Consider the following 22,986-nt stretch of genomic DNA (forward strand, 5'->3'; position numbering starts at 1 on the left):
ATTTGGTTAGTGGAAACTGGTAGATACCGCGAAAAAGTTCTCTGACAATCTTGGTTTCAGTCCCCGTGAGGGGATTTGGTTAGTGGAAACCCCGAATCGCGGGGCATTTTTCCCGTGGCAACCCAAATTAACGTTTCAGTCCCCGTGAGGGGATTTGGTTAGTGGAAACATTCTTGCTTAAGGGAAACTAGTTGAATAATATTTCTGTTTCAGTCCCCGTGAGGGGATTTGGTTAGTGGAAACTTCAAGTGCGATCGCGTCAGCACTTAAACGAAAATCAACTGTTTCAGTCCCCGTGAGGGGATTTGGTTAGTGGAAACTCCCGTAGTTACGAGATTAACAAATGGGAAAACAAAAGTTTCAGTCCCCGTGAGGGGATTTGGTTAGTGGAAACCGCTCGGTGCTGAAACTGTTACAGAGCAAGCTTCCTGGGAAGCATTTTGGCAAACCTCAAAAATAGGTCGATTTCAGCCGCTCTTATTGCGACTAATTCTCAACTTCCCTTAGCACTGAAACTGTGAAACTATTTACTTGTCAAGGTTCTGGCGATTTTGGCAGATCCCCAGGGTTTTTGACCCCGCTTCGACTTGCCAAATATCAAACTGATTACCCAATCATAAGATGTGTATTTATTATTGTCTATGAGTTTGTGGAGATTGATCTATAAGCCTGTATTCTCGCTCAATCAAACTCAACAATTTCTCTTCCACAGCAGTAAGATAAGGTCGATTCAGCTTCCCCAACGACTGCAACAGACTTTTGACTGTCTCCTCCAGTAAATCGGAATACACTTGACTGATGCGATCGCTGATTAATTGCATCTGCTGACATTCTTCGGGCAGGTAGTTGAAGGACTTCAGGTGCTGCAACCCAATTGTGTACTCACCATCCCACATTTTCACCGTGCAACTAAAGTCATTCACTGCGCTGACAATAGCCCAACAGCTACCTTTGCCTCTCAGTTCGGGATTGTCCTTAGCAAGAATTTGGCAGACTTCGCCTAACTGGTAGGTGTTTGGTATTTGGGTTCGCTCCATAATCCTTTGCACCACATCTTTGACGATTCTACCAGTTGGCACTTTCCCGCCAGCAACTTCTACTGCTCTTAGCCATGCTTCCTGCTGCTCCTGGGGTTCAAGCTTTGTCATGGGTCGAACTTGTCCCTCTGCTGTGGGCAATTTGTGATCAAATTGATCACAAATTTCAACCAAGTTATCAAAAACAACAGCCGCATCCATTAAAAGATAAGACTGGCGACGACTATGCCCAAAGCGATCGCGACAATAATCCTCAAACGTGTGGTGACTTGAACGGTAAAGCCGACGATCGCGCAATTCTGCCAGTGCCTTACCTGCCTCAAAAAACGCCCGCTCCACTTTCCTCTCCAGATGTAGGCGATCGCTTTGCTCCTCTTGGGTCAACTCTGTTACTTCAACAGCGCTAACTGTAATTGTTGCTGTAGCTGGGTTTTCTTCTTGGGAGATATCTTCAAGGTCTTGATCATCTGGCGGTGTGCTATCCCTGGATGTGGCAGAGGTGGCTTTTTTGCGCTTAGAGGATGGTTTAGTCATAATTCCACCTCTTGAACAGTACTTGAAGAGTTAACTTTCAGGCTCTTGTCCTCATTTACCTCTTCCCATAGCAGCTTCCAACCATACTTGTTTTCCATATTGCGGCACTTCTCTTTCCTCTGTTGCAGCGTGCCGCGACTCTAGTTTTTCTTGGTACTCATGCCCTACTCCACTTCAATAGAGCAACGCTAATGATACAGGCTTGATTAAATTTAAAGCGATTGCACTCATGCTGCAATCATCCCACTTGCATTTATGCTTTTTGAATTGAGTGTGCTGATTTTGCCTTCTTTGACTTCATCAGCTACTTGAACTACTTTTTGTTCCTTCTCAGAACTTCCACCATCCTTATCAGGTACACGAACTAGTAGATCGCCAACTTCACACTCCAAAATCTGGCATAACTTGTCTAATGTCTCCAAAGGTATTGATTTGGCTTTGCCATACTCAATTTTCTGAACATTAGCCAACGACATTTCAAGTCTTCTTGCTAGCTCATTCTGCGAAATTCTTCTTTCGTTTCTAATTTCTTTAAGTCTTACTTCCACGGGCATGAGTTGAATTCATATAAATAGATTAACCTACTTTTAGTAGTCTATCTATCAATAGTATTTATTGTAAGTAGCTCAATAGATAACTAACTATCATATAACTATCTATTGTCTTACCTACTAATAGTAGGTGTTATAGTAATAACAAAAGACGACACCCCAAGCCTGGTAAGCAAAAGCGTCGTCTTTTGAACCCTTTACAGGAATCTATATCATGACATATCCAACCTATACACAGCAAGCGCTCTCACGCTATAATCTCCCCCGCCTCAAAAGAATCGCCGCCGAACGTGGCGTAACACCCACTGGGGACAAAAGAGCGGCTGACACCTGGGTAAACGCAATCATTACCTACCAATCTACCCAGCTTCAGAAAGTTGACAACCAAGCCCTCGCCCAAGCCGAACTCGACAACTACATCGCAACCCAAGCCCAAGCCATAGCTCCCGAACTCTTCACAATAGTCGAAATCTCGTTTGACTATCACGAATATTACGCTGATGACAAACTGGTAGCCAGCATCAGCCATGACGATAATCTAACCCAGCCTTGGGTAGTCATGGTCAACGATAAAGAATTATTTCGTGCCAACACTCTAATGCGTTGCGATCGCTTCATCTGCACTCACTACAAAGACGGTTCATTACCTGTGCAAGAAGAAGCAGAGGGGCAGGGGGCAGTTAGCCCAATTCGCAATTCGCAATTCGCAGTTCGCAGTTTAGAGAATTGCGAATTGCGAACTGACAATTGCGAATTGTTGCAGCGCCCCGCACCCTGCTCCTTGTCCTCTTCTACGACTGAAAACCAAATCATGGCGCATATCTTCAACGAGTGCCAGAATTACGGGTTTGAAATTCTCGATGATGGCATTTACAACAACAACGGCGTGAAATTGGGGCAAGTCGGATGCACTGACGGTAACTGGTGGGTGAAGAGGCGTTATTCAGTCCAGCAGCAGTATTCTAACTCCGTGCTTGATGCAGTGCGCTCATTGTCAATGATGGACGTGTCTACTGATGGTAAATCCATTTTTGAGGAATATTTTTTAGATCAGCCGTTAGAACAGCTAACTGGCGATAAATTGCAACGGCTGCTGGAGAGAACGGAGTTAGTCACAGCGTAATTAAGAAGTCAGCATCCAGGAGTCAGGAGTCAGTAAAGAAACAAAGAGCAGGGTGCAGAAGTTAATAATATCTGCCTTCCTTTCTCCTCTTTTTCCCACCTCTTCCCGAAATTCTGACTTCTGAATTCTGACTCCTGAATTCTTCTCTCATTTTCCCTTCATTCACCAATCAATATGCAACCCACAATCTCGATCCCTCAACACTGGCCCTACCCTCGCTTTAACTTGGAACAGCGTACACAACAGGGCATCATCTTGGGACTTTATTACTATCCTTTGGGTACAGAGTTGGCTGAACAATTTGATGAAGGATGGCGTTATGCGCTGATGCCTAACAAAAATTCTGATGAAATATCTTACTTGCAAGAGAATCAAATTCAGCCGCTCACACCAGAAGAATTATTTCAGCAAATTACCGCAGAGATTGACTTTTACCAACAGCAGATAAACATTCTCAACCGACAGTTAACCGTATTAACCAGAGGTGCAAACAATGGCTAAGGAAGCAAACAACAGTTTTGACCGTAGAGCCAATCATCTGCTGCGTTCGATTCGACTTTGCGGTGGTTGTGTTCCATTACATCGGTTGCAATTCCAATTCTCAGATTCAGTTATTCAAACTCTGCTGGATAAAGAACTGGTGCAAGTGCAGAACACGGGACGCGGCTTTTCGTTGGAGATTGCTGAAGATTTTTAGGTTATTAATCCCAGGGGATACAATCATGAAACTTTACGCTAAAACCATTGCACAGACTTTACCCGATTGGGCAACTGTCGTTACAAAGGGTGCAGACTTATTTGAGATTGAAATCAACGATGAACATCCGAATTTCCAATCTTTACTTGAAGAGTTAGCGACGGAGATTGAACCAGGAACAATAGGAGTAAAAGCAGAGGATTTATGTTCACGTCTTGGCATTGAGATGTCTAACCCAAATCTGCACTACTTAGTTGAACAAGCCCAAGCCCTGATATCCCTTATTGCTACACATCCAGACTACAAACAACTACTGAAGTTGGGATATCAACCTGACTTAAACATTGCCGATGCTAGCACTGCACTCACCTATTTGCAATGGGAGTTAGACCGGAATCAAGAGGAGGAAAAGGGGAAGGTTTAAAGGGGAAAGGGAACATCCATATTTAAAATGCTTGCTCTGTACTGTATTGAAAAAAGTTTTCCTCCTCCTTCTTTTACCCCTTACCCTTTCCTCCTCCAATTCACACCTTTCTGATTAATACAAAAGCGTTCACCTGAAGGAATGCCATTACTTCAGATGAACGCACGGAAGTTTCTCTTCCGCTACAGAATTCTCATTATTGCACACGAAATACTAATCAATGAAACATTAACCGAGGTGAACATGGTTACTGAAATCAAACTAGGTTTATGCAACCCTCCCGAACCCATCTATTTATATGTCAAAAACGCTGAGTTAGGTGGAGAATCTTACCTGTGGTATCACTACGATATTGAGAGGGAGAAAACCATCCCTGTTTCCCAAAGAGCATTAACTGGTTATCTGTCTGAACTGCGATTTACGACTAAAGAGTTCAAAGGGAAGGATAATTTCAAGCTGGACATTGTAGTGAGTGCTGATGAAGTTTATGTCATCAGAAGTGGTTTTGAAACAAACTTCACCAAAAGCTTTCTCTTGGCTGCATCAGGTGTACAGGATTTTTCTAAGCCACTGATTATTGCTGCTAATGCTGGTGAACAAAATACGGTTTTCTGCAATCTATATGATGCAGTAACTAAAACCAGAATTGAAAGAGAATGGAATAAAAATGCTGACTGGGGAACTCTCATTAATGACATTCAATCTCGCTTAGGTGGCACATCCTCAACTATTCTATCTGTAGCAGAAACCCCAGTAACTCCAGCAAAACTTAGCGTAGTCCCTCAACCAGTACACCTCCAAGATTTGCGAGTTAAAAATATTCGCACCTTGCTTGATTATCCACTTGATTTGGTCAAAGAATGGCTGCAATTTCAGGATGTTGACCGCCCAAGTCTACTTGATATTAGCCAGATTAATGAGCTAATCAAAACCATGTGTTTGGCTTGGGCAGCAAATAAGTGTGAATATCCTAACCATGCCGAGTCTTCGTATCAAAAACAGGTTGTTGATGCTGTTGCTAGCGGTGCAGATGAGTTAACAGCAATCAGCGCATGGATGCAACAGGTGCAAACTGCAAAAGCTGGAGCAGTGTAAATCAGCATACAGGATTCAGAAGAAGTTTTATTTCTGAATCCTCAATTAATCAGATAGGAATTAACCATGAGAATCATCGTCACAGTTGTTGAAAAAATCACCAGCGAAGCGCACATCGATATACCTGATGGGCTGAATCAATCCGCAATTAGACAGCACATCGTAAACCGCTACAACACTGGGGCAATGTCCACAGATATGAATATTTTTCAGGTGGACTTTGAATCAATCAGCGCTCAAATTGTACAAGGACGGGCAGATACCAATTCTATCTCTGCATCAACAGGGGAGGTGAGATTATGAGTATAAAATGGACTGATGAAGAACTCGCAATTATTGAGGCGAAAGCTGAAGTCTATACAGTCAAACAAATAGCTTCAATCCTAAAAAGACGAGGATATCAACGCACACCAATTGCAATTTATCTGAAGTTAAATAGCTTAGGTTATTCAGCCCGTCCTACTCTTGATAACTATTCTTGTCAAGAAATTGCTCAGGTTCTTCAATTGAATTTCTCAACTGTCACAAGATGGGTCAAAAGAGGATGGCTCAAAGCTACAAGACGCTCTGTCAGACATTACCAAATTCGGAGATGGCATCTCAAACAGTTTTTTGACAACCCACCCCAATCAATTAAAAAACGTATTGCTGCTCTTGATGTTGAAGCGATTAATTACTTATTAGGGAGAAAAGCATGATTGACCACATTAACGCACTTCAAACAAGCTGGTATCTCTCTCCACCTTGGCGCGGAACAATTCCACCGATTGCAGTTAATTTACTGGAGAGAGTATACCTCAGAACCACAAGAACGTTCGGCTATTGCTGTGGGATGCAATGGAAACACGAATGTTGGATTTATTCAATTGATTGCGGAAAAGAAATCCTCCACGCTACACAAAATCAAATCATCGCAACTGGAGAATTAGAAGCCATCAAGGTGCATAAACCTGCTTTTGTTCTGGGTGAAAGAGTGATCCTCTGTTCTCACGATAAGGGAACAAAACAGCGTCTCATTTTGGGGATTGCGCTGGTGCATAATTCTTGGTTTTACCTTGTTGAATTGATGTCGCCAACGTTAATTAAGACACCAACTATATCGAATCGTTTCTCATTAGTTGGTGAAAAAAGTTTAGTGCGGGTAAATGTTTAATTCTCTCTAATCACGCAACGAAAAAAAAGTTATGTCACAAATTGAAATCGCCGAAATCATCGAATAAATAAAACAAAAGATTCAGATCCACCCACAGTAAAAGGCAAATAGCAAAGTCGGTTCACATAACATATCAAAAACTCAGAGGAAGTATGGATGCAATTATAAAGCGTGAAAATCAGCCCAGCCCATTTGACCAAATCAAGCAGGTTGATACAGATGGCAATGAATATTGGTTAGCTCGTGAATTGATGCCCATATTGGGATATCAGCAATGGCGACAATTTGAGGATGCCATCTCTAGAGCTTACGCAGCTTGCTCAAACATAGAGCAAGAGAGCGAAAAACACTTTTTGCGTCTGACCGCAAAAAGTACTGGAGGTAGACCTAGAGACGATTTCAAACTCACTCGCTATGGTTGCTATTTAACCGCAATGAATGGTGATCCACGAAAACCAGAGATAGCAGCAGCGCAAAGTTATTTTGTTGTGAAAACGCGAGAGGCTGAAACCCAAACCCAGTTAAAAGCCATGACTCAAATACAGTTACTCGCTGCGATTGCACAACAATTAGCAGAGCAAGAACAGCATTTACTCCAACAACAACAGCAACAAACTCAAATCTTGGCGAGACTCAAAGCAGTTGAAGTTGAGCAAGATAGGGTGAATACACCATGCGGCCATAAATATAGTGTTGTTGGATTTGCCAATCTTCAAGGTTTAGAAATATCGGTAAAAGAAGCGGGTACTAAAGGTCGAAAGGCAAGCGCATTATGTCGGAAGCAAGGAATAGAAATCGAACGCATTCATGATCCACGTTTTGGAAAAGTTGGTTTATATCCAGAAAGCGTGTTGATTGAGGTTTTCTCTACTGGTCAAAACTAACAGCAATTACGTTCTTTAATTGGAGAAAACTACCATGCAACAACTCAATTTATTTGCTGAATCAACCCCAGTCTTACCAGTCACTTATTACCCCGATTTCTTAAGCCTTGAACAAGCCAATGAACTTTACCAACACTGCTTGAAACTGGAGTGGCAACAGAATCAAATCAGAATCGCGGGTAAAACAATGACCGTCCCCCGCCTTGAATGTATTTACGGAGACTACGGATGTGATTACCTTTACTCGAATAGCGTATTTTTGAAACCACTATGGTGGACAGAAGCTCTGTCTAGCTTGCGCGATCGCATCACTGGACTAACTGGCTACAAATTCCGTATCGTCATCGGAAATCAGTATTGCAGTGGCCAGGATTCGATTGGCTGGCACTCCGACAATGAGCAATCAATGGGTATAAATCCAGCTATCGCATCAGTGAGTCTGGGATCATGTCGCAAATTCCAAATCAAACCGAGAAATGGCAAAGCAACGGATTTCTGGCTGGAACACGGCAGTTTGTTTGTGATGCACCCCGGTTGTCAGTCTACTCATCTGCATCAGGTTCCTAAGACCAACAAAGTGGTTAGGACACGTATTAATCTGACGTTTCGACCGCATACCGGGGGGAACAAATAACCCCTGGCTGGCTTAGTCAGGATTTCGTAGCCAGCACAAGCTCTCACAAAAAATTGAATCGGCGGCATGGGTGCAATGCCGCTTCATTTCCATGCGTCAAAAAACAGAGGAAATATGCGTATAATCGAATCTGATTCTCACTTCAAACATTTACAAGAATGGCGAGGCAGCGGAGTTGACGAAGAAATTTTTCACTTGAATGCGCGATCGCTCTCCGGCACAACACCTTACGAATATCTGCTCTACAGTCCCAAAATCTCTCGTCGCAACGATGGACGACTTAGAGATAGGGACTTGAAGAAATACCAGCACATTGAACTAGGCGGCTGGTGGTGCAATGGAGTTGACCCGCTCAACAACTACGTCCTGATGATGTGGGGTTGCTTCAAACCCGACCACCCCAGACGTGACCGCCAGAAAATCCACAAGTTCATCAAGTACGAGCATCCATACAGAGACGAGACACGCGCTTTCTTCCTCTTAGTGCCGAATCGCATTTGGGTGAAAGTTTCCAATCGTAGCGGCATTCCCATCACAGAAGAAGACTTACAGCATCCCGGCGGTTTCTGGCACTGGGTTTGGAGGCATAATGTGCCAGTGACAATCGTGGAAGGTGTCAAGAAAGCGGGGGCATTACTGACTGCTGGTTATGCTGCGATCGCAATTCCTGGTGTTAACGCTGGATACCGCACACCCCATGATGAGTACGGTAATGCTATTGGTAAGCCCTCTCTGATTCCCGACTTGAAACATTTTGCAACACAGGGGCGACAGGTCAACATTTGCTTTGACCAGGATAATAAGCCCGAAACTGTACAGCGAGTCAGAACCGCCATCAGTCGCATGGGATGGCTACTGGTAAATGAAGGCTGTTCGCTGCGAGTGATTGATTTACCGCTAGGGCCAAAAAAAGGGGTTGATGATTTTATCGTTGCTCACGGTCAGCCAGCATTTGACGCACTCTACAACACTGCCGTTGCACTGGAGTTGTGGGAGATTAAGCTTTTCACACTGCTGACTTATCCCCCGTCCATCGCTCTCAACCAAAGATTCTTGGGCCAGCTTCTCGTCCCCGAAGGTGAAAAACTGATTATCCTCAAGGCTCCCAAAGGCACTGGTAAAACCGAATGGCTGGCAACTGAGGTGGCCAAAGCACATGACCAGGGGAGACGGGTATTAATCATCACCCATCGTATCCAACTGGGTGAGGCACTGTGTAATCGCTTTGGTGTTAACTATGTTACCGAAGTCCGCACGAATGAAACAGGCACATTACTAGGATACGGGGTGTGCGTTGATTCGCTGCATCACGAAAGTCAAGCCCGTTTTAATCCCAATGACTGGTCAAATGATGTAATTATTATTGATGAATGCGACCAAGTATTCTGGCATTTGCTCAACTCTGGTACTGAAGTGCAGAAGCGTCGGGTATCTGTTCTCAAAAACCTCAAACAACTGTTACAAAATGTTTTGGGCAGCAATCAGGGAAAGATTTATCTATCAAGTGCCGATGTTTCCGACACAGATGTGAAATACGTTCTTTCTCTTGCGGGAGAATGTCGGGTTAATCCGTTTGTCATCGTCAACAACTATCGGCACGTAGCCGGAAACTGTTACAACTATTCTGGGAGTAACCCGAAAAACCTCATCGCTGCACTCGACAAAGCTATTGCCAAAGGGGGTCATCATCTATTGTGCTGCTCTGCTCAAAAGGCTAAGTCCAAATGGGGAACCCAAGCACTTGAAGAACGGTTTCGCCGCAAATTCCCTCACTTGCGAATCCTGAGAATTGACAGTGAATCTGTTGCAGACCCCTCTCATGCGGCTTTCGGTTGTATCGCTCACTTGAACGAAATTCTCACCCAGTATGATTTGGTTATTGCTTCTCCAAGTCTTGAAACTGGGGTATCCATCGACATTCGAGGACATTTTGATGCTGTTTGGGGAATATTTCAGGGAGTGCAGCCGGTTAACTCCGTGCGTCAGATGTTGGCAAGGGTTAGGGAGACTGTTGACCGTCACATTTGGGTCAGAGAGTGGGGGATGTCGGTTGTGGGCAATGGTTCCACAACGATAGGAGGATTGCTCAGAAGTCAACACGTTGCAACACAGGCTAACATTGCGCTGTTGTCGGCGGCGGATAATGATGACTACAGCTTTGTTGATCAGAATTTTCAACCGGAGTCATTGCAGACTTGGGGTAAGCGTGGTTCTGTCATCAACGTTGAGATGCGGCGCTATCGAGAGTCTGTTCTTGCGGGTTTGGTCGAAGATGGGTACACCGTTATTGATGCCTCGGATGCCGATGATGATGAGAGTGGGGCAATAATCGAGTCGGTTAAGGCGGCTAGTCAGGAATTGTATACTGCTGAGTGTCAGGCGATCGCGCAAGCTGATGAACTCTCACAGGCTGAACTCAAGAAGCTGCAAGACAAAAGGGCGAAAACGAAAACCGAGCGACATCAGCAGCGCAAGGCGGAATTGTCCCGTCGCTATGAAATTGATGTTACCCCTGAGCTTGTGGAGAAAGATGACGACGGCTGGTATCCTCAACTGCGGATGCACTATTATTTGACGCTGGGGCGAGAGTTTCTGACGAATCGTGATGCTAAACGAGCAAAAGCGCAGTTAGAGGCTGGGGAGAATTCGGTTTGGAAACCAGATTTTAACAAGGGGCAAATGTTGCCATCGGTGCTGTTGTTAGAAGAACTGAATCTGTTGCAGTTTCTTACACCAGACGTTCAGTTACGTGGCAGCGACGAGAAAATGGCGGAGTTTAAAGCGCTGGCTGTAACGCACAGGCACGTTATCAAAAATTATCTGAATGTGACTATCTCGGAAAAACTGACTTCCATAGCGATCGCACAGAAACTACTTGCGAAGATTGATTTGAAACTGGATTACGTCGGTCGGTTGGGTAAGCGTGAAAATCGGGAGTGTGTTTATCGGTTTGTTGCCCCTGATGATCAGCGTGATTCGATTTTTCGCCAGTGGTTAAATCGGGATGAAGCATTTTCAAGGGAATCGGTGTCAGTCAGTAATAAAATAAGTACAACTACACCAGTAACTGACACAACATCACTATCCATATCGCACAATACTGAAGTGGTGTCAGGCACTAATAATATAGTCTTTGCAACACCACTCAGTGACACAGCACCACATACCCCAAAAAATATCGCGATTCTTGGATGGAAGGGGCTGATGGTGAAAATGCAGCTTGGGCTAAATAGCGCTGGCTCGTTCTACAGTGAGTTAATCTCCCAAGTTGGCTCTTCTGTTGGGGTGGCTGATGGTGAGCCTTACTGGAATGGCTATCTGGGGCAGTGGCAGATTTGGGTTAACTTTGCAGACGAGTGTAGGTCTGTGGTCTGTGATTGGTTGGTGAGTGTGTAGGTGAAAGAGAGAAATTCAGAACAGAATTTGTATATTGATACAAACTCATTACAAACCCATAACCAATTGAGTCACCAGTTAAATTCAGCAGATATCCTCGACTTCAATTTTAGTTTTCTCAAATTGCTGGTTCAGCCATTCGGAAAATAGGTGAGAAATAATCTTTAAATGTAAAGTTTTATTTAATTGAGGTATGATAATTTCCTCAACATTAATAAAATGTACCCCCTTAGAGGTAACAATTGGTTTAAGAAGCTGAGGTGGAGTTGCTGCAAATACAGCTGTTGATATTTCTGGCTTCAAATTTATACGGCTCAGTATTCCCTTGTATCCTCCACATCGGCGTATCTCATCATTCTGAATATATTGATGGGCAACTTCAGGAAAACTAATCTCACCCTCTTGAATTGCGTAAAACATTTCCATTGCCAAGTCTAAATCATCGAAGACAACTTCGTACATGACTATTTGAGCATAATCCAATTGATTTTCAACAAAGAACTGTTCAACTTTGTCGGCGAATAAATGTTCTGCTAGCTTTGAGGAGAGAACATTATAATAAACTAACTCTTCAAAATCATCTAAAGAAAGACCGTGTTTTTGTAGCCAAGACCAAGTAACTTCAGCATTCTCAAGTTTGTTCATCATCCGCAAGCTATCTGCGGCTTCTTGAAGTTCTTCTGTCTCAACTTTTATACCTGTTTCTTGGGCTACATCTATAATAATCCTACGGTTGATAATACTCTTGACAATAGTAGGGATTTGGCAGGAAAGTTTGATTTCATTAATAATGTCGTCTTGGGAAACAGCAAGAAATTTTGACATAAATTAACTCCTTAGTAATAATTGATTTTTTCTCGACTTTTCCTAAAATTCTAAACCGCCTTTTTGCAACTTCTTAAATGGGTCTAATACAAAGTCAATAATGCGACGCTCCCTAATAATTACCTCAGCAGTTGCCGTTTGACCTGGTGCTAATAAAATCCGGTTATCATTAGTTTGGATATAAGTTTTTGGCAATTCAATTTCTAGTTCAAAATTTTCTACCTTGCCTTGGGCAGTCTCTACAACTTTAGAGTCTGGAGAAATCCAGCGAAGTTTGCCTTCAGTTACTCCATAATCTTGAAAAGGATAAGCATCAAATTTCAGTTTTACAGGCATTCCTACCTGAAGAAAACCACTTTCTTGACTGGGCATTTCGGCTCTAAATATCAAAGGCACTCCTTGAGGTGCAATTTGAGTAACCATTTGCCCTGGTTGTACAACTGCTCCGGGATTATTGATAGATAACTGAAAAATTGTGCCATCTGTGGGAGTACGAAGAGTTTGCTGTTGTACTTGAAATCGCAAAGACTGAATTTGTTTTTTGGTTTGGTTAATTTCTGATAGTACATCGACAACTTGAGATTGAAGTTCTTTAATTTGTTTTTGACTATCTAAAAGTGCAAGTTCACCTGTACGACTGATGCGTTGATTGGTGCTTTGCTGCTTAATAATTTCGGTAGTTGCTTGTTGGATATCTGATTGAGCTTGTTCTAGAAGTCCCTGACGTTCAAACATAGCGCCTTCTATTTCTTCTAATTTACTTTTAGAAATAGCGCCTTTTTGCCAAAGATATCGATAACGTTGTCTTTCATTATTAGCTAATTTCAGGCGACTTTTTTCTAGAACATATACTTGTTGACTGGAATTCAGCCGTTGCTGAATTTGGTCAAGTTGAGCAATTTGCTCAGACTCTTGGGCTTGATTTTGTAATTGCTGAGTGCGTAAAGACATTGTGAGTTGATTTTTTAATAACTGAAGCTGATTTACGCGATTTTGTTGACCTTCTAGCTTGGACTGAGTTTGTTGTAGTTCAGTACGAGTTAAATCAGACTCTAACTCCAGTAAAATTTGTCCGGCTTTGACAGTTTCTCCTTCTTTAACCTTGATGGCTACAACTTTTCCGGTAACAGGTGCATCCAATCTTACAGTTCTTCCTTGAGGTTCAAGTCGTCCTCTAGCACTACCTGTTTCGTCTACTTTAGATAGCATCGCCCAAGGTAAAACGATCGCAGCAAATATTACTAGCCAATATAGCAATCCGCGTGTCCAAATTCGTGGCAATGTATCAATTAATTCTTTGGTTAAAAAAGACCAATCTTCACTGAGAGATATAGAAGATTTTGACTGAGGTTTTAAGTCCAGTTGACTACTAGGATAGTGACTATTCTGACTTAATTGCTCTTGTGTCGGAAATTCGTTTGTCATTGTTAGTTCTCTAATTAATTAACGCCAAATAATTGATTTAAATTGCTACAGTCAATTGTTGTTGATTTAGGTAGAAATAGTGACCGCGTTTAACCATTAATTGCTCGTGCGTACCACTTTCTACTAACAAGCCTTTATCTAGTACCAAAATTTTGTCAGCATTGCGTACTGTTGAGAGCCGATGTGCAATCACCACTGTTGTTCTATCTTGGAGAATTGTGTTGAGGTTAGTCTGAATAATGCGTTCAGATTCAGCATCAAGACTACTGGTAGCTTCGTCTAAAATCAGTAGTCGAGGATTTCCTACAAGGGCGCGGGCGATCGCTAACCGTTGTCTTTGTCCACCCGAAAGAGTTCCTCCACCCTCACCGACAAGCGTTTCGTAGCCCATCGGTAGTTCTTTAATAAATTGATGTGCGCCTGCTTGTTTAGCGGCTTCTATGACTTCTTCTAAAGAGGCTTCAGGATGACCTAAACTAATATTTTCCCGAATTGTACTGCCAAACAGAAAGGTATCTTGGTCAACGACACCAATTTGCTGGCGGAGCGATCGCAGCGACAAACTAGTGATATCATAGCCATCAATCAAAATCTTCCCTTCTGTGGGCGGATACAGCCCCAATATCAGCTTAGATATCGTTGTCTTTCCCGAACCACTGCGTCCAACAAGTGCGAGCGTCTCTCCTGGTTGGACTTCAAAACTGATATTTTCTAAGGTGTTTTTATCACTTTCTGTGTGATAATGAAAAGTAACTTTATCAAAGCGAATGTAACCGTTAATTGGTGGTAAATATTGATGAGATTGGTGTTGTAAATCTTCTTCTGGTTCAGCATCAATCACATCATTAATTCGCTCAATAGCAATTAGTACTTCTTGCAATTCATTCCACAGCAAAATCAGCCGTTGAAAGGGATTAATCACGTTACCCAGCAACATATTAAAAGCAATCAATTGCCCAATGGTGAGTTCATTTTGGATCACTTGCCATGCCCCAAACCACAATAACACTGCCGTCACTACAGCTTCAATTCCAGAGCTAAATATTTGCAATGTATTGCCAATTACCTGCCCAGAAAAAGTCTTTTTCACTGACTTACCAAAAAGTTCTTCCCAATGCCAGCGTACTGTCTGCTCAACAGCCATAGACTTAATCGTGCGGATGCCAGTGAGAGACTGAATCAAATACCCAGTTTCTTCATTATGTGCACCAAAAATCTCGCGGGAAACACGTTGTAAAAAAGGTGTAGCAATCAGCGCCAATAATACAAATGGTGGCACAATCACTAAGGTAAATAATGCCATTTTCCAACTATACCAAAACATCAATCCTAGATAGACGAATACTGTTAGTAAATCGAGAAAGATAGATAGTGCTTCACCAGTTAATAAACGTTGAATTTTGCGGTTTTCCTGGACGCGAGAAATAATATCGCCAACGTAGCGAGACTCGAAATATTTCAGAGGTAAACGGAAAGTATGGCTAATAAAACCTACAATCAACGCTAGATCCACTCGGTTAGCTGTGTGGTCTAAAAGGTATTGTCGTAGTCCAGTTATGGCAACTCTAAAAAGGCTAAATATGACCAAGCCTAGACCTACAGCCGTTAATGTCAGTTCACTACGCTGCACAACTACTCGGTCTAACAATAATTGCGTAAATAGTGGTGTAATCAGACCAAAAATTTGAATGAGGATAGAAGCAATAAATACTTCCAATAACACCAGCCAGTGAGGTTTAGTTAATTCAAAAAACTGCCAGAAAGCAGTGCTAGCTTCTTTTGTTTCTCTGAGTAGGGCTGTAGGTTGAAGTAATAAAGTATAGCCAGTCCAACCTGCTGTAAATTCTGTATGAGTCAGGGTACGCTGACCAATAGCAGGATCTCCCACGATAATGCGATCGCCTTTAACTTCGTAAACAACAATGTAATGTTGCCCTTCCCAATGCACAATAGCCGGGAGGCTTTGCTGGGCTAGTTTATCGAGACTGGCTTTTACAGGTCGAGTCGAAAACCCGATGCTTTCTGCTGCGGCTGCTAAACCTCGCAGCGATGAACCATTCCGGTCAACGTTGGCAACATCCCGCAGGCGATTGACGCTAAAACGCTTACCCCAGTAAAGACCAACCATTATTAAGCAAGCCGCACCACAATCAGATGCACTTTGCTGTTCAAAGAAAGGATAGCGTCGAGTTATCCGTTGCCATAGATGACTGATTTTTACGGTTGGGTTAGGGAAGTAGGCTTTATTAATTCTTTTCTGGGACTGGTTTTTTGGCTCAACAGTAAATTGGGGAAATATAACAGGCTCAGATGCTGTAACTGGGTGGTTGTTAGCATCGAGTTCAGCCATTTGTGGTACATATTCCAGTGCTGTTCCCCAATGCGAACGGCTGAGGCTGTATAGTTGCGTTGGTTGAGTTACCTGCCAACCACGTTCTTGAGGTAACTGAGACAAAGCGTAAATATTGCCAGCAGTGAGTTTGAGTCCTGATGTGTGCAGTAGTTCGCCGCGACGCAGTATCCAAAGTTGCTGGTCTTTGAGTAAAGAAGATGGAAGTTTGTTAATTTGGAGATTGTGCTGCTCTAGCAATGGTTGTATTTGCATGACACCCTCGTAAGCAGCATTATTCAGCGCCGCATTTTGGCGAAACAACAGCAGCAAATCCCAAAGTACAGCTTGATGGTGAAGATGCTGCCCAATAGAAGGATATTTGCGAATGAGCGATCGCAAACAATTTCCGGGAATATAACCAACTTTAAGATTTACCGAAGCCCTAGCAGCATAAGGTTGAAATTGTTCTTCTGGAAATAGCGTTAGTTCACCGAATGATGTTCCCGTACCCACAGAAGCGATTAAATTATCGGTGCGATCGAGCAATCTGACTTTACCTGCCAGAATTATATAAATGCCAACACTTGCGTCTGCTGTCTGCCAGAACAGTTTGCCTGCACTTGGTTGGAGAATTTCAATTTGTTTGATGCAGTCTGAAAGTTCCTGTTGTGTAAGAGTCTGACCCAAGGTTTGGGCAAGCTGTTGAGTGGAAAATTCTGTTTTGTTCTGAACCATGATTTGTTGGGGTTTAACCGCAGAATTAGTTGCTTGTTTTAGCGAAATTCAATGACCAGCGAAAATCAGGCTCTGGATTTGGTAGCAGGTTGCCAATAGTAATCCGAGAATTTTTTGCGTTATCAGTTTCGTTCTCGACAGTTTTGCGTGTCTGTCGAGTCGAAAGTCCCATTTCCTTGAGCAAGCGGTTAATGTGGCAAGCGCTAACTTTCATCCCCATCTCTTTTGTCAGATGCTTACTTAACCATTGCCCTGTCCAGCGTTCAAATGAATAGCCATACTCACGCGGACTATGGCTTGTCAGTTCTTGCAAACGAGCCAGATATTGCTCATTCACAGCCTTAGGACGACCCATCGGGCGATCGCTCCAATGGTGAGCTTGACCTGTTTGGGCGATCGTCATCCAGTGCCGCGCTGTCTCCTGAGAGCATCCTAACGCTTCACAAATTTGAGTCTGAGATTGGCCTGCATCTGCCAACAACATAATTTCAATCCGACGGCAGTATTCTGGACGTAAATCTGCTTCTAAACTCTTGAGCAAAAGCTTACGCTGAAACACTGTTAAGTATAGACCTTGCTTGTCCACAGCAATTCCTCCTGGTATAACTTGCAATGCCCAAATAGAAATTAATCTGGATATTTCCTGAGAACCTCTGTTACTTCTCTGAATCAAAACTCCGGGAATTCCACATCTCGTTACAAAGCTTTACAAAAATCTGGTAAACACTCACAAGTGTGGCTTTTCAGGCTTTGGTGGTCTGACAAACTAAAAACAGCACCATCTATAACAAAAAACATAGCTTCAGTTTCAAATTGCCTGATTCGGAGTAGTGACGCGCTATTGCACTGTAATTTTTCAGATAAAAGTACTTTTATTTTTGAACATTCAATATTTGGATAATTAAAACATAAGTCAATGACTTATGCATAAACAATAACTTTTTAAGTATTGAAATTATAGATTGAATCTCCGAAGATTGAAATGTGATTAGGCAATACACAGCTAATCCAATTCAAAGCTAATCATTTAAGAGAAAAAGCAATGGCTACTATCAATATTTCTGATCTACATCCTACTGGTTCCGATCTTTTTTCTGATTCTGAGAGCTACATTAATGAGCTGGGTGATGGCGAACTTGATGCTACCTACGGTGGTTCCACTCCTATAATATGGTCGGTTCGTGCGAGTGTTGTGCTAACCATCGCTGCTGTAACCTTATTTACTAATCAAGGAGAAGCTAACTAATCTGTAACAAAGCAGTTTACAGATAATTCAATTTCAAGCAATTTCATTCAAGAGGAAAACTACAATGGCTACTATCAATATTTCTGATTTGCATCCTGCTGGTTCTGATCTATTTTCTGATTCTGAAGGCTATATGAATGATCTGGGTGATAATGAATTTGACAGTATCTACGGTGGTTTGCTACCAGCACTCCTTTTTTCTGTAGGTAAACTTGTTGCTCAACGTTCCTCAGCTGTATGTGCTAAAAAAGCAGCTCAAGGAATCGCTGTTGTAAGTGGTGCTGTTTCCAGTTGGATCGCTAGTCCCGATTTTTAAGTGAAATCAATGACAACTAAGTTAATGAATTAAAGTATTACTTGGATAAATAAACCATGTCAAACATTACGATCAACGATCTCAATTTACCAGGATTTTATCTACTTTCAGGTGAAGAAAGTTATCTGAATGAAATCAATGACAATGAGTTAGATTTGACTCGTGGGGGATTCTTATTTACACTAATAACTCTATTTGGTGGAGGTGGTACAGCATCTGTAATTGCTAGGAAAATCCATGATTATAACAGGGGACCAATAGCCCATTTATAGATTGGCAGAATAATACAAAAGTCTTATTAAAAAGTTTTTTGCTTAAGAGCTTAAGCTTTTATACATCTTTTTAATAAGATTTTTAAAATTTTTGACTGCATTATTTTGATTTAAGGGAGTCCCGAACATGAGATTTTTTCTAAATACTAAGAATGTATTCAGTTATTTAGTTGACCGGAAAATATGTGAATATGAGGAGCAATATTTAAGTCAACCTGAGCTAAAGCCTGCGAAAAACTTCAATTTGTTACTCAGTTATCCAGATGGTCGTAAACTCCTTGTTAAGCAAGAACGCTATAATCGAAAAGGCAAAACTTCCGGTGAATTCCTGAATGAATGGCGAATTCAAGAGTTTTCCCGACAATTTCCAGAGCTTAGTTATGTTCGCCCATTGCTCCCAGAAGTAGTTGATTTTAATGCAAATGATTCAGTCATTGTTTTTAACTACCTCAATGACTATTATGATTTAGCTGAATTCTACACAAAAGAGAATGTTTTTCCAACTGCGATCGCCACTTCAATCGGCGCAACTTTAGCTACAATTCATCGCGCTACATTCAACTGTCAAAAGTATCAAGAATTTTTCTCACAAACATCTGAAGATACATCTATTAAACAAGCTTTTAACTTTAATCTTGGGTTAGAACGGATTAGTCCTGAAGTTTTCGGTCAGGTTCCCGCAGATGGTATTAAATTCTTTGCTCTCTATCAGCGATATGACAGCCTCGGAAAATCGATCGCACAACTCATCAATCAATCTGTACCTTGCTGTCTAACGCATAACGACCTGAAGTTAAACAATATCCTCTTACATAACAATTGGCAAGAAGTCCTAGAAGAACCAACTAACAGTATTATTCGACTCATTGATTGGGAGCGAGGCGCTTGGGGAGATCCTGCATTTGATTTAGGAATGCTCATCGCCAGTTATCTACAACTGTGGCTAAATAGCTTAGTTGTGAGCAAGTCTATTAATGTCGAAGAATCTTTGCGATTAGCGATGACACCACTCGAACAACTTCAACCTTCAATTGCAGCTTTGACTAAAACTTATTTGGCGAACTTTCCAGAAATTTTAGAGCATCGCCCTAATTTTTTGAGACGAGTTGTGCAGTTTTCTGGTCTTGCGATCGTTCAACAAATCCAGGCAATGATTCAGCATCAAAAATCTTTTGGGAATATGGGTATTTGTATGCTTCAAGTTGCCAAAAGTTTGTTGTGTCGTCCAGAACAATCAATGCCAACAGTTTTTGGAATTGTAGAATCGGAACTCATACTAATTCGTAATTCGTAATTGTGCGAAGCGGTACTACCTTTTTCTTGTTTAAATCAAATATTATGCAACTACTAGATTCTCCTCAAAATTCACTATCAACTCGTGTGCTAGATTCTTTACAAGACATAGCCAACAATATTGAAATCAAGTCCGACTTTTGTATTAGCCATCCAGCTTACAAACCTTTTGAAATTCCTGCTGAAGTAGTAGCCCGCTTTCAAAGAACACCTTTGAATCTGCAAAATAAGTATTTGAGTTTACAATTGCAAAGTTTTCTCTACGGTATCTATTACAACGGTTCTATGCGAGATGCTCTAGCAACAGATACCAACTCATCTGAATTAGCATTGCATCAGAATTTAGAGAACAATACTTTTCTAGGAGTAGATGTAGAGTTTTACGATCGCCTACACAAAAGCAATAGTGGAGAAGGCTACTTTGACCCCGGTTGGTCTGTGTTGCGCCAAGAAAGTGATGAGAGTCTGGCTGTCACCAAAGGCGGTTTGACTTTGCATATTGAACGCGATCACCATTTACAACCCGCCGAACAATCTGCATCTGTAGGCAACTTAGTCGCTATCCGTATGCCTCGTAATTTAATTCAAAACGGATTTTACATGGCCGTAAGCGATGCTGGGTCAGACACTCATCCTCAAACAGTCAGAGTTTACTTGAACTTGACACATGAAGGTGCAGTTGCTGTCATGGAAAGCCTGACGCAACAATTAAACCAAATCAGAATTCCCTTCACTTTTAAAGTGCTATACAACCCTTCTGATTACGGACGCTATGACAGTGGAGTTCTTTATTTTGAGAAAAGTAATTATCAAGCAATCTGGCAAGTTCTAAAAAGCGTTTATGCAGAAAAGCGATCGCATTTCCGCACAGAAATACCTTTATTTACAAAATTACTTGCCCCTGGAATTGCTCTAGCAGAAGAACCAGATTGTAAATTTGCTGCTGTAGAGAGTTTTGGGATGAATCGCTGTCAAATTGTTGCCAATGGCTTGCTAGAAGCGCGGCAAAAAGGTGATGAATCGCCTCACAAACGGATGGAATCTATCTATCAGCACTTCTCGCTGCTAAAAATTGACTGGCAACATTCTTATCTGAATGCCAACTCGGAAGACATATACACCCCGTTAGACCAATGAAACTAACCGATCTTGCATCGCCTCAAGTAGCCTCAACCAGCAAAGTTAGTCATGTCACAAATAAATTCCCAGAGTCTGACTTAGCGTTTTACCGCAAACTAGGACGAACTGATTTAACAGTCAGCTGTCTCGGCTTGGGTGGTGGTGGTAGCATCTCAAGTGAAGATACCCTTTACGCTTTTGAGCGTGGAATTAACTACTTTTTTTACTCTAGCGATTTGCACCACTATATTTACAGTTCCATGTCTGGGGCGCTGCGCCAGATGTGTAGGCGTCGCTCCTCAGTCCGAGAGAAAGTGGTACTCGCAACCGTGACTTATATCAAAAGTCCAGAAATGGCGCTAGCTGCTTTATTAGATCAATTCGTAGAGCTAAATATTGATTATATTGATGTGTTGTTCTGGGGCTGGATTGGTTCAAATGATGGGGCAGCTTTACAGAATTGCTTGCAGCTTTCTCCTGATTTAAGAGGTACTAATTCTGTCTATCAGCGCACCATTGAAAGAATGTTTGGTGCTTCCGAAAGACTCAAAAAAATGGGAGCCGTCCGCTATATTGGTGCTTCGTTCCACGATATTAATTTAGCGCAACAGTCCTTGTATAGCGACTTATTAGATGTGGTGATGGTTAGACATAATGTTGCTCATCGGTCTGCTCAAAGTCGAATATTTAATCAATTGGAAGTACAAGACCGATCTCGACCAGGTATTGTTACCTTCAAGTCTACAGGTTCTCACTCAGGCGCACTTTGGGATGTTCCGAGTAGTTTACCTGAAAAATGTTGGCGACCTACTGTTCCTGACTTATACCGATACTCGTTAACACAGAACTGTGTTGATATTTGCTTAACAGGCTTGACTAAACGTGAAGAAATTGATGTAGCGATCGCAGGTGTTCAGCAAGGTAAGTTAACGACTGCTGAAGTTGAATACATGAATCTTTACGGCGATTTACATCGTAATAAATTGACAGTTCCTAAAATTCCCTCTGAAAAACTAATTTATCGCAGCTAATCAGCAACAATCTCACCCAAATCAAATTTCATAGGAAAACAAAACCATGATAGAAACTTTAGAAAACATAGAATTAGTGTCTATGCCAGAAATTGCTTTAGCAACCGACGAAGATGTGATTGCTTACCTGCGCTCTTGTCACAAAATAGCTGAATATGCAGTTTTAGCTGAACGAAATGCATGTGTTTTAAGTATGTGTCAACAGCTTGACTTAACTGTTACTGATGAAGAATTGCAAACATCCGGAGATGCATTTCGACTTGAACATAAATTACTAGGAATTTCTGAAACCTTGGTTTGGCTGCAACAACAACGAATTACTGTAGAAGATTGGTCTAGGGGTATCAAATTAGAATTACTTACAAAAAAGTTAAAAGAACATTTATTTGGAGATGTTATTGATGCTCATTATTTGAGTCATCGTCAACATTATCAACGTGTTGCTCTATCTCAAATTCTAATCAGCGACCTCACAGAAGCGAAGAAAGTAATTTATGCAATTCAAGAATCAAATGAATCTTTCTGTGCTTTAGCATTAGAATACTCCAAAGGTAAACAGTCTAAACAAAATGGTGGCTTTGTTGGCGTTCGCTTTTTATCAGAATTAATGCCAGAGATTGTACAAGCTATTTCTCAAGCAAAAGAAGGCGAAGTGATTGGGCCAATACATACAAAACTGGGTTATCACATTCTCAAAATTGAGAAGCGCTTCCCTGCTGAATTCAGTGAAAGTCGAGAGCAAATCTTTAAATCCCTCTTTCAAGATTGGCTACAAGCAAACACCACCTCTACTTCCCGTACTGAATAACATCAATAGTTTTTCTCTTCCCATTTTTCACTAAAGATAATAAAATAATCATCTGC

The 22,986-nt window shown here is 41.8% G+C and carries 24 protein-coding genes and 1 CRISPR repeat array (1 of these 25 cut by a window edge); of the genes, 18 read left to right on the forward strand and 6 right to left on the reverse strand.

Going from position 1 to position 22,986, the window contains the following annotated elements:
• Window positions 1-394: direct repeats of the CRISPR family, unit length 37 nt; unit sequence GTTTCAGTCCCCGTGAGGGGATTTGGTTAGTGGAAAC; it begins 1,005 nt to the left of the window's first position.
• 238 nt (window positions 395-632) lie between these two features.
• Window positions 633-1,571 carry a hypothetical protein gene (locus tag G1O98_RS02695; RefSeq protein ID WP_163927056.1) on the reverse strand — a complete coding sequence of 313 codons (939 nt, stop codon included), beginning with the start codon at window positions 1,569-1,571 and terminating at the stop codon, window positions 633-635.
• Between the two features lie 227 nt (window positions 1,572-1,798).
• A complete protein-coding gene (locus G1O98_RS02700; RefSeq protein ID WP_163927057.1) occupies window positions 1,799-2,125 on the reverse strand; it encodes a helix-turn-helix transcriptional regulator in 327 nt (108 codons plus the stop codon).
• Between the two features lie 211 nt (window positions 2,126-2,336).
• Here G1O98_RS02700 and G1O98_RS39640 point away from each other — a divergent pair, with 211 nt between their 5' ends.
• The 11 genes from G1O98_RS39640 to G1O98_RS02760 all read left to right on the forward strand — a co-directional run bounded on the left by G1O98_RS39640 (window position 2,337) and on the right by G1O98_RS02760 (window position 11,528).
• On the forward strand, window positions 2,337-3,245 hold the full coding sequence (locus G1O98_RS39640) for a hypothetical protein (protein WP_243458323.1): 909 nt from the start codon (window positions 2,337-2,339) through the stop codon (window positions 3,243-3,245).
• Window positions 3,246-3,419: 174 nt separating this feature from the next.
• On the forward strand, window positions 3,420-3,746 hold the full coding sequence (locus G1O98_RS02715; protein WP_163927058.1) for a hypothetical protein: 327 nt from the start codon (window positions 3,420-3,422) through the stop codon (window positions 3,744-3,746).
• Window positions 3,739-3,942 (forward strand): hypothetical protein, encoded by a 204-nt coding sequence (locus G1O98_RS02720; RefSeq protein WP_163927059.1) that lies wholly within the window; start codon window positions 3,739-3,741, stop codon window positions 3,940-3,942. Before G1O98_RS02715 ends, G1O98_RS02720 begins: the two co-directional genes overlap by 8 nt.
• A gap of 25 nt (window positions 3,943-3,967) precedes the next feature.
• Window positions 3,968-4,366, forward strand: a complete 399-nt coding sequence (locus tag G1O98_RS39645; protein WP_243458324.1) for a hypothetical protein — start codon at window positions 3,968-3,970, stop codon at window positions 4,364-4,366.
• A 243-nt stretch (window positions 4,367-4,609) separates the two neighbouring features.
• The gene (locus G1O98_RS02730) at window positions 4,610-5,461 is read left to right on the forward strand and encodes a hypothetical protein (RefSeq protein WP_163927060.1); all 852 of its coding nucleotides are present in this window, start codon (window positions 4,610-4,612) and stop codon (window positions 5,459-5,461) included.
• A 66-nt stretch (window positions 5,462-5,527) separates the two neighbouring features.
• Window positions 5,528-5,764 carry a hypothetical protein gene (locus tag G1O98_RS02735; RefSeq protein WP_163927061.1) on the forward strand — a complete coding sequence of 79 codons (237 nt, stop codon included), beginning with the start codon at window positions 5,528-5,530 and terminating at the stop codon, window positions 5,762-5,764.
• Complete coding sequence (locus G1O98_RS02740; RefSeq protein ID WP_243458325.1) at window positions 5,761-6,159, forward strand: hypothetical protein; 399 nt, start codon at window positions 5,761-5,763, stop codon at window positions 6,157-6,159. Before G1O98_RS02735 ends, G1O98_RS02740 begins: the two co-directional genes overlap by 4 nt.
• A complete protein-coding gene (locus G1O98_RS02745) occupies window positions 6,156-6,614 on the forward strand; it encodes a DUF1392 domain-containing protein (protein ID WP_163927062.1) in 459 nt (152 codons plus the stop codon). The genes G1O98_RS02740 and G1O98_RS02745 overlap by 4 nt, the downstream gene beginning before the upstream one ends.
• Window positions 6,615-6,766: 152 nt before the next feature.
• The gene (locus G1O98_RS39650) at window positions 6,767-7,498 is read left to right on the forward strand and encodes a BRO family protein (RefSeq protein WP_163927063.1); all 732 of its coding nucleotides are present in this window, start codon (window positions 6,767-6,769) and stop codon (window positions 7,496-7,498) included.
• A gap of 34 nt (window positions 7,499-7,532) precedes the next feature.
• Window positions 7,533-8,132, forward strand: a complete 600-nt coding sequence (locus tag G1O98_RS02755; RefSeq protein ID WP_163927064.1) for an alpha-ketoglutarate-dependent dioxygenase AlkB — start codon at window positions 7,533-7,535, stop codon at window positions 8,130-8,132.
• A gap of 114 nt (window positions 8,133-8,246) precedes the next feature.
• Complete coding sequence (locus G1O98_RS02760) at window positions 8,247-11,528, forward strand: plasmid replication protein, CyRepA1 family (protein WP_163927065.1); 3,282 nt, start codon at window positions 8,247-8,249, stop codon at window positions 11,526-11,528.
• An 84-nt stretch (window positions 11,529-11,612) separates the two neighbouring features.
• On the opposite strand, the gene G1O98_RS02765 is transcribed toward G1O98_RS02760, so the two are convergent.
• From G1O98_RS02765 to G1O98_RS02780, 4 genes are read right to left on the reverse strand one after another with little or no spacing between them, the layout of a single operon-like run.
• Complete coding sequence (locus G1O98_RS02765; protein ID WP_163927066.1) at window positions 11,613-12,353, reverse strand: peptidylprolyl isomerase; 741 nt, start codon at window positions 12,351-12,353, stop codon at window positions 11,613-11,615.
• Between the two features lie 42 nt (window positions 12,354-12,395).
• Complete coding sequence (locus tag G1O98_RS02770) at window positions 12,396-13,778, reverse strand: HlyD family efflux transporter periplasmic adaptor subunit (RefSeq protein WP_163927067.1); 1,383 nt, start codon at window positions 13,776-13,778, stop codon at window positions 12,396-12,398.
• Window positions 13,779-13,815: 37 nt separating this feature from the next.
• The gene (locus G1O98_RS02775) at window positions 13,816-16,845 is read right to left on the reverse strand and encodes a peptidase domain-containing ABC transporter (RefSeq protein WP_163927068.1); all 3,030 of its coding nucleotides are present in this window, start codon (window positions 16,843-16,845) and stop codon (window positions 13,816-13,818) included.
• 25 nt (window positions 16,846-16,870) lie between these two features.
• Complete coding sequence (locus G1O98_RS02780; protein ID WP_345940519.1) at window positions 16,871-17,431, reverse strand: helix-turn-helix domain-containing protein; 561 nt, start codon at window positions 17,429-17,431, stop codon at window positions 16,871-16,873.
• Window positions 17,432-17,887: 456 nt separating this feature from the next.
• On the opposite strand from G1O98_RS02780, the gene G1O98_RS02785 reads away from it, so the two are divergent.
• The 7 genes from G1O98_RS02785 (at window position 17,888) to G1O98_RS02815 (ending at window position 22,930) form a co-directional block, all read left to right on the forward strand.
• On the forward strand, window positions 17,888-18,091 hold the full coding sequence (locus G1O98_RS02785; protein WP_163927069.1) for a hypothetical protein: 204 nt from the start codon (window positions 17,888-17,890) through the stop codon (window positions 18,089-18,091).
• Between the two features lie 64 nt (window positions 18,092-18,155).
• The gene (locus tag G1O98_RS02790) at window positions 18,156-18,407 is read left to right on the forward strand and encodes a hypothetical protein (protein ID WP_163927035.1); all 252 of its coding nucleotides are present in this window, start codon (window positions 18,156-18,158) and stop codon (window positions 18,405-18,407) included.
• A gap of 56 nt (window positions 18,408-18,463) precedes the next feature.
• Entirely contained in the window at window positions 18,464-18,679 is a 216-nt protein-coding gene (locus G1O98_RS02795) for a hypothetical protein (protein WP_163927070.1), read from the forward strand.
• 127 nt (window positions 18,680-18,806) lie between these two features.
• Window positions 18,807-19,973: an aminoglycoside phosphotransferase family protein gene (locus G1O98_RS02800; RefSeq protein WP_163927071.1), complete on the forward strand. Its 1,167-nt coding sequence runs from the start codon at window positions 18,807-18,809 to the stop codon at window positions 19,971-19,973.
• A gap of 44 nt (window positions 19,974-20,017) precedes the next feature.
• Window positions 20,018-21,109 (forward strand): T3SS effector HopA1 family protein, encoded by a 1,092-nt coding sequence (locus tag G1O98_RS02805; protein WP_163927072.1) that lies wholly within the window; start codon window positions 20,018-20,020, stop codon window positions 21,107-21,109.
• Window positions 21,106-22,122 (forward strand): aldo/keto reductase, encoded by a 1,017-nt coding sequence (locus tag G1O98_RS02810; RefSeq protein WP_163927074.1) that lies wholly within the window; start codon window positions 21,106-21,108, stop codon window positions 22,120-22,122. The genes G1O98_RS02805 and G1O98_RS02810 overlap by 4 nt, the downstream gene beginning before the upstream one ends.
• Before the next feature lie 46 nt (window positions 22,123-22,168).
• A complete protein-coding gene (locus G1O98_RS02815) occupies window positions 22,169-22,930 on the forward strand; it encodes a peptidylprolyl isomerase (RefSeq protein WP_163927076.1) in 762 nt (253 codons plus the stop codon).
• Window positions 22,931-22,986 lie beyond the last annotated feature (56 nt).

This window comes from Nostoc sp. UIC 10630 (assembly GCF_010747425.1).
GTDB lineage: Bacteria > Cyanobacteriota > Cyanobacteriia > Cyanobacteriales > Nostocaceae > Nostoc.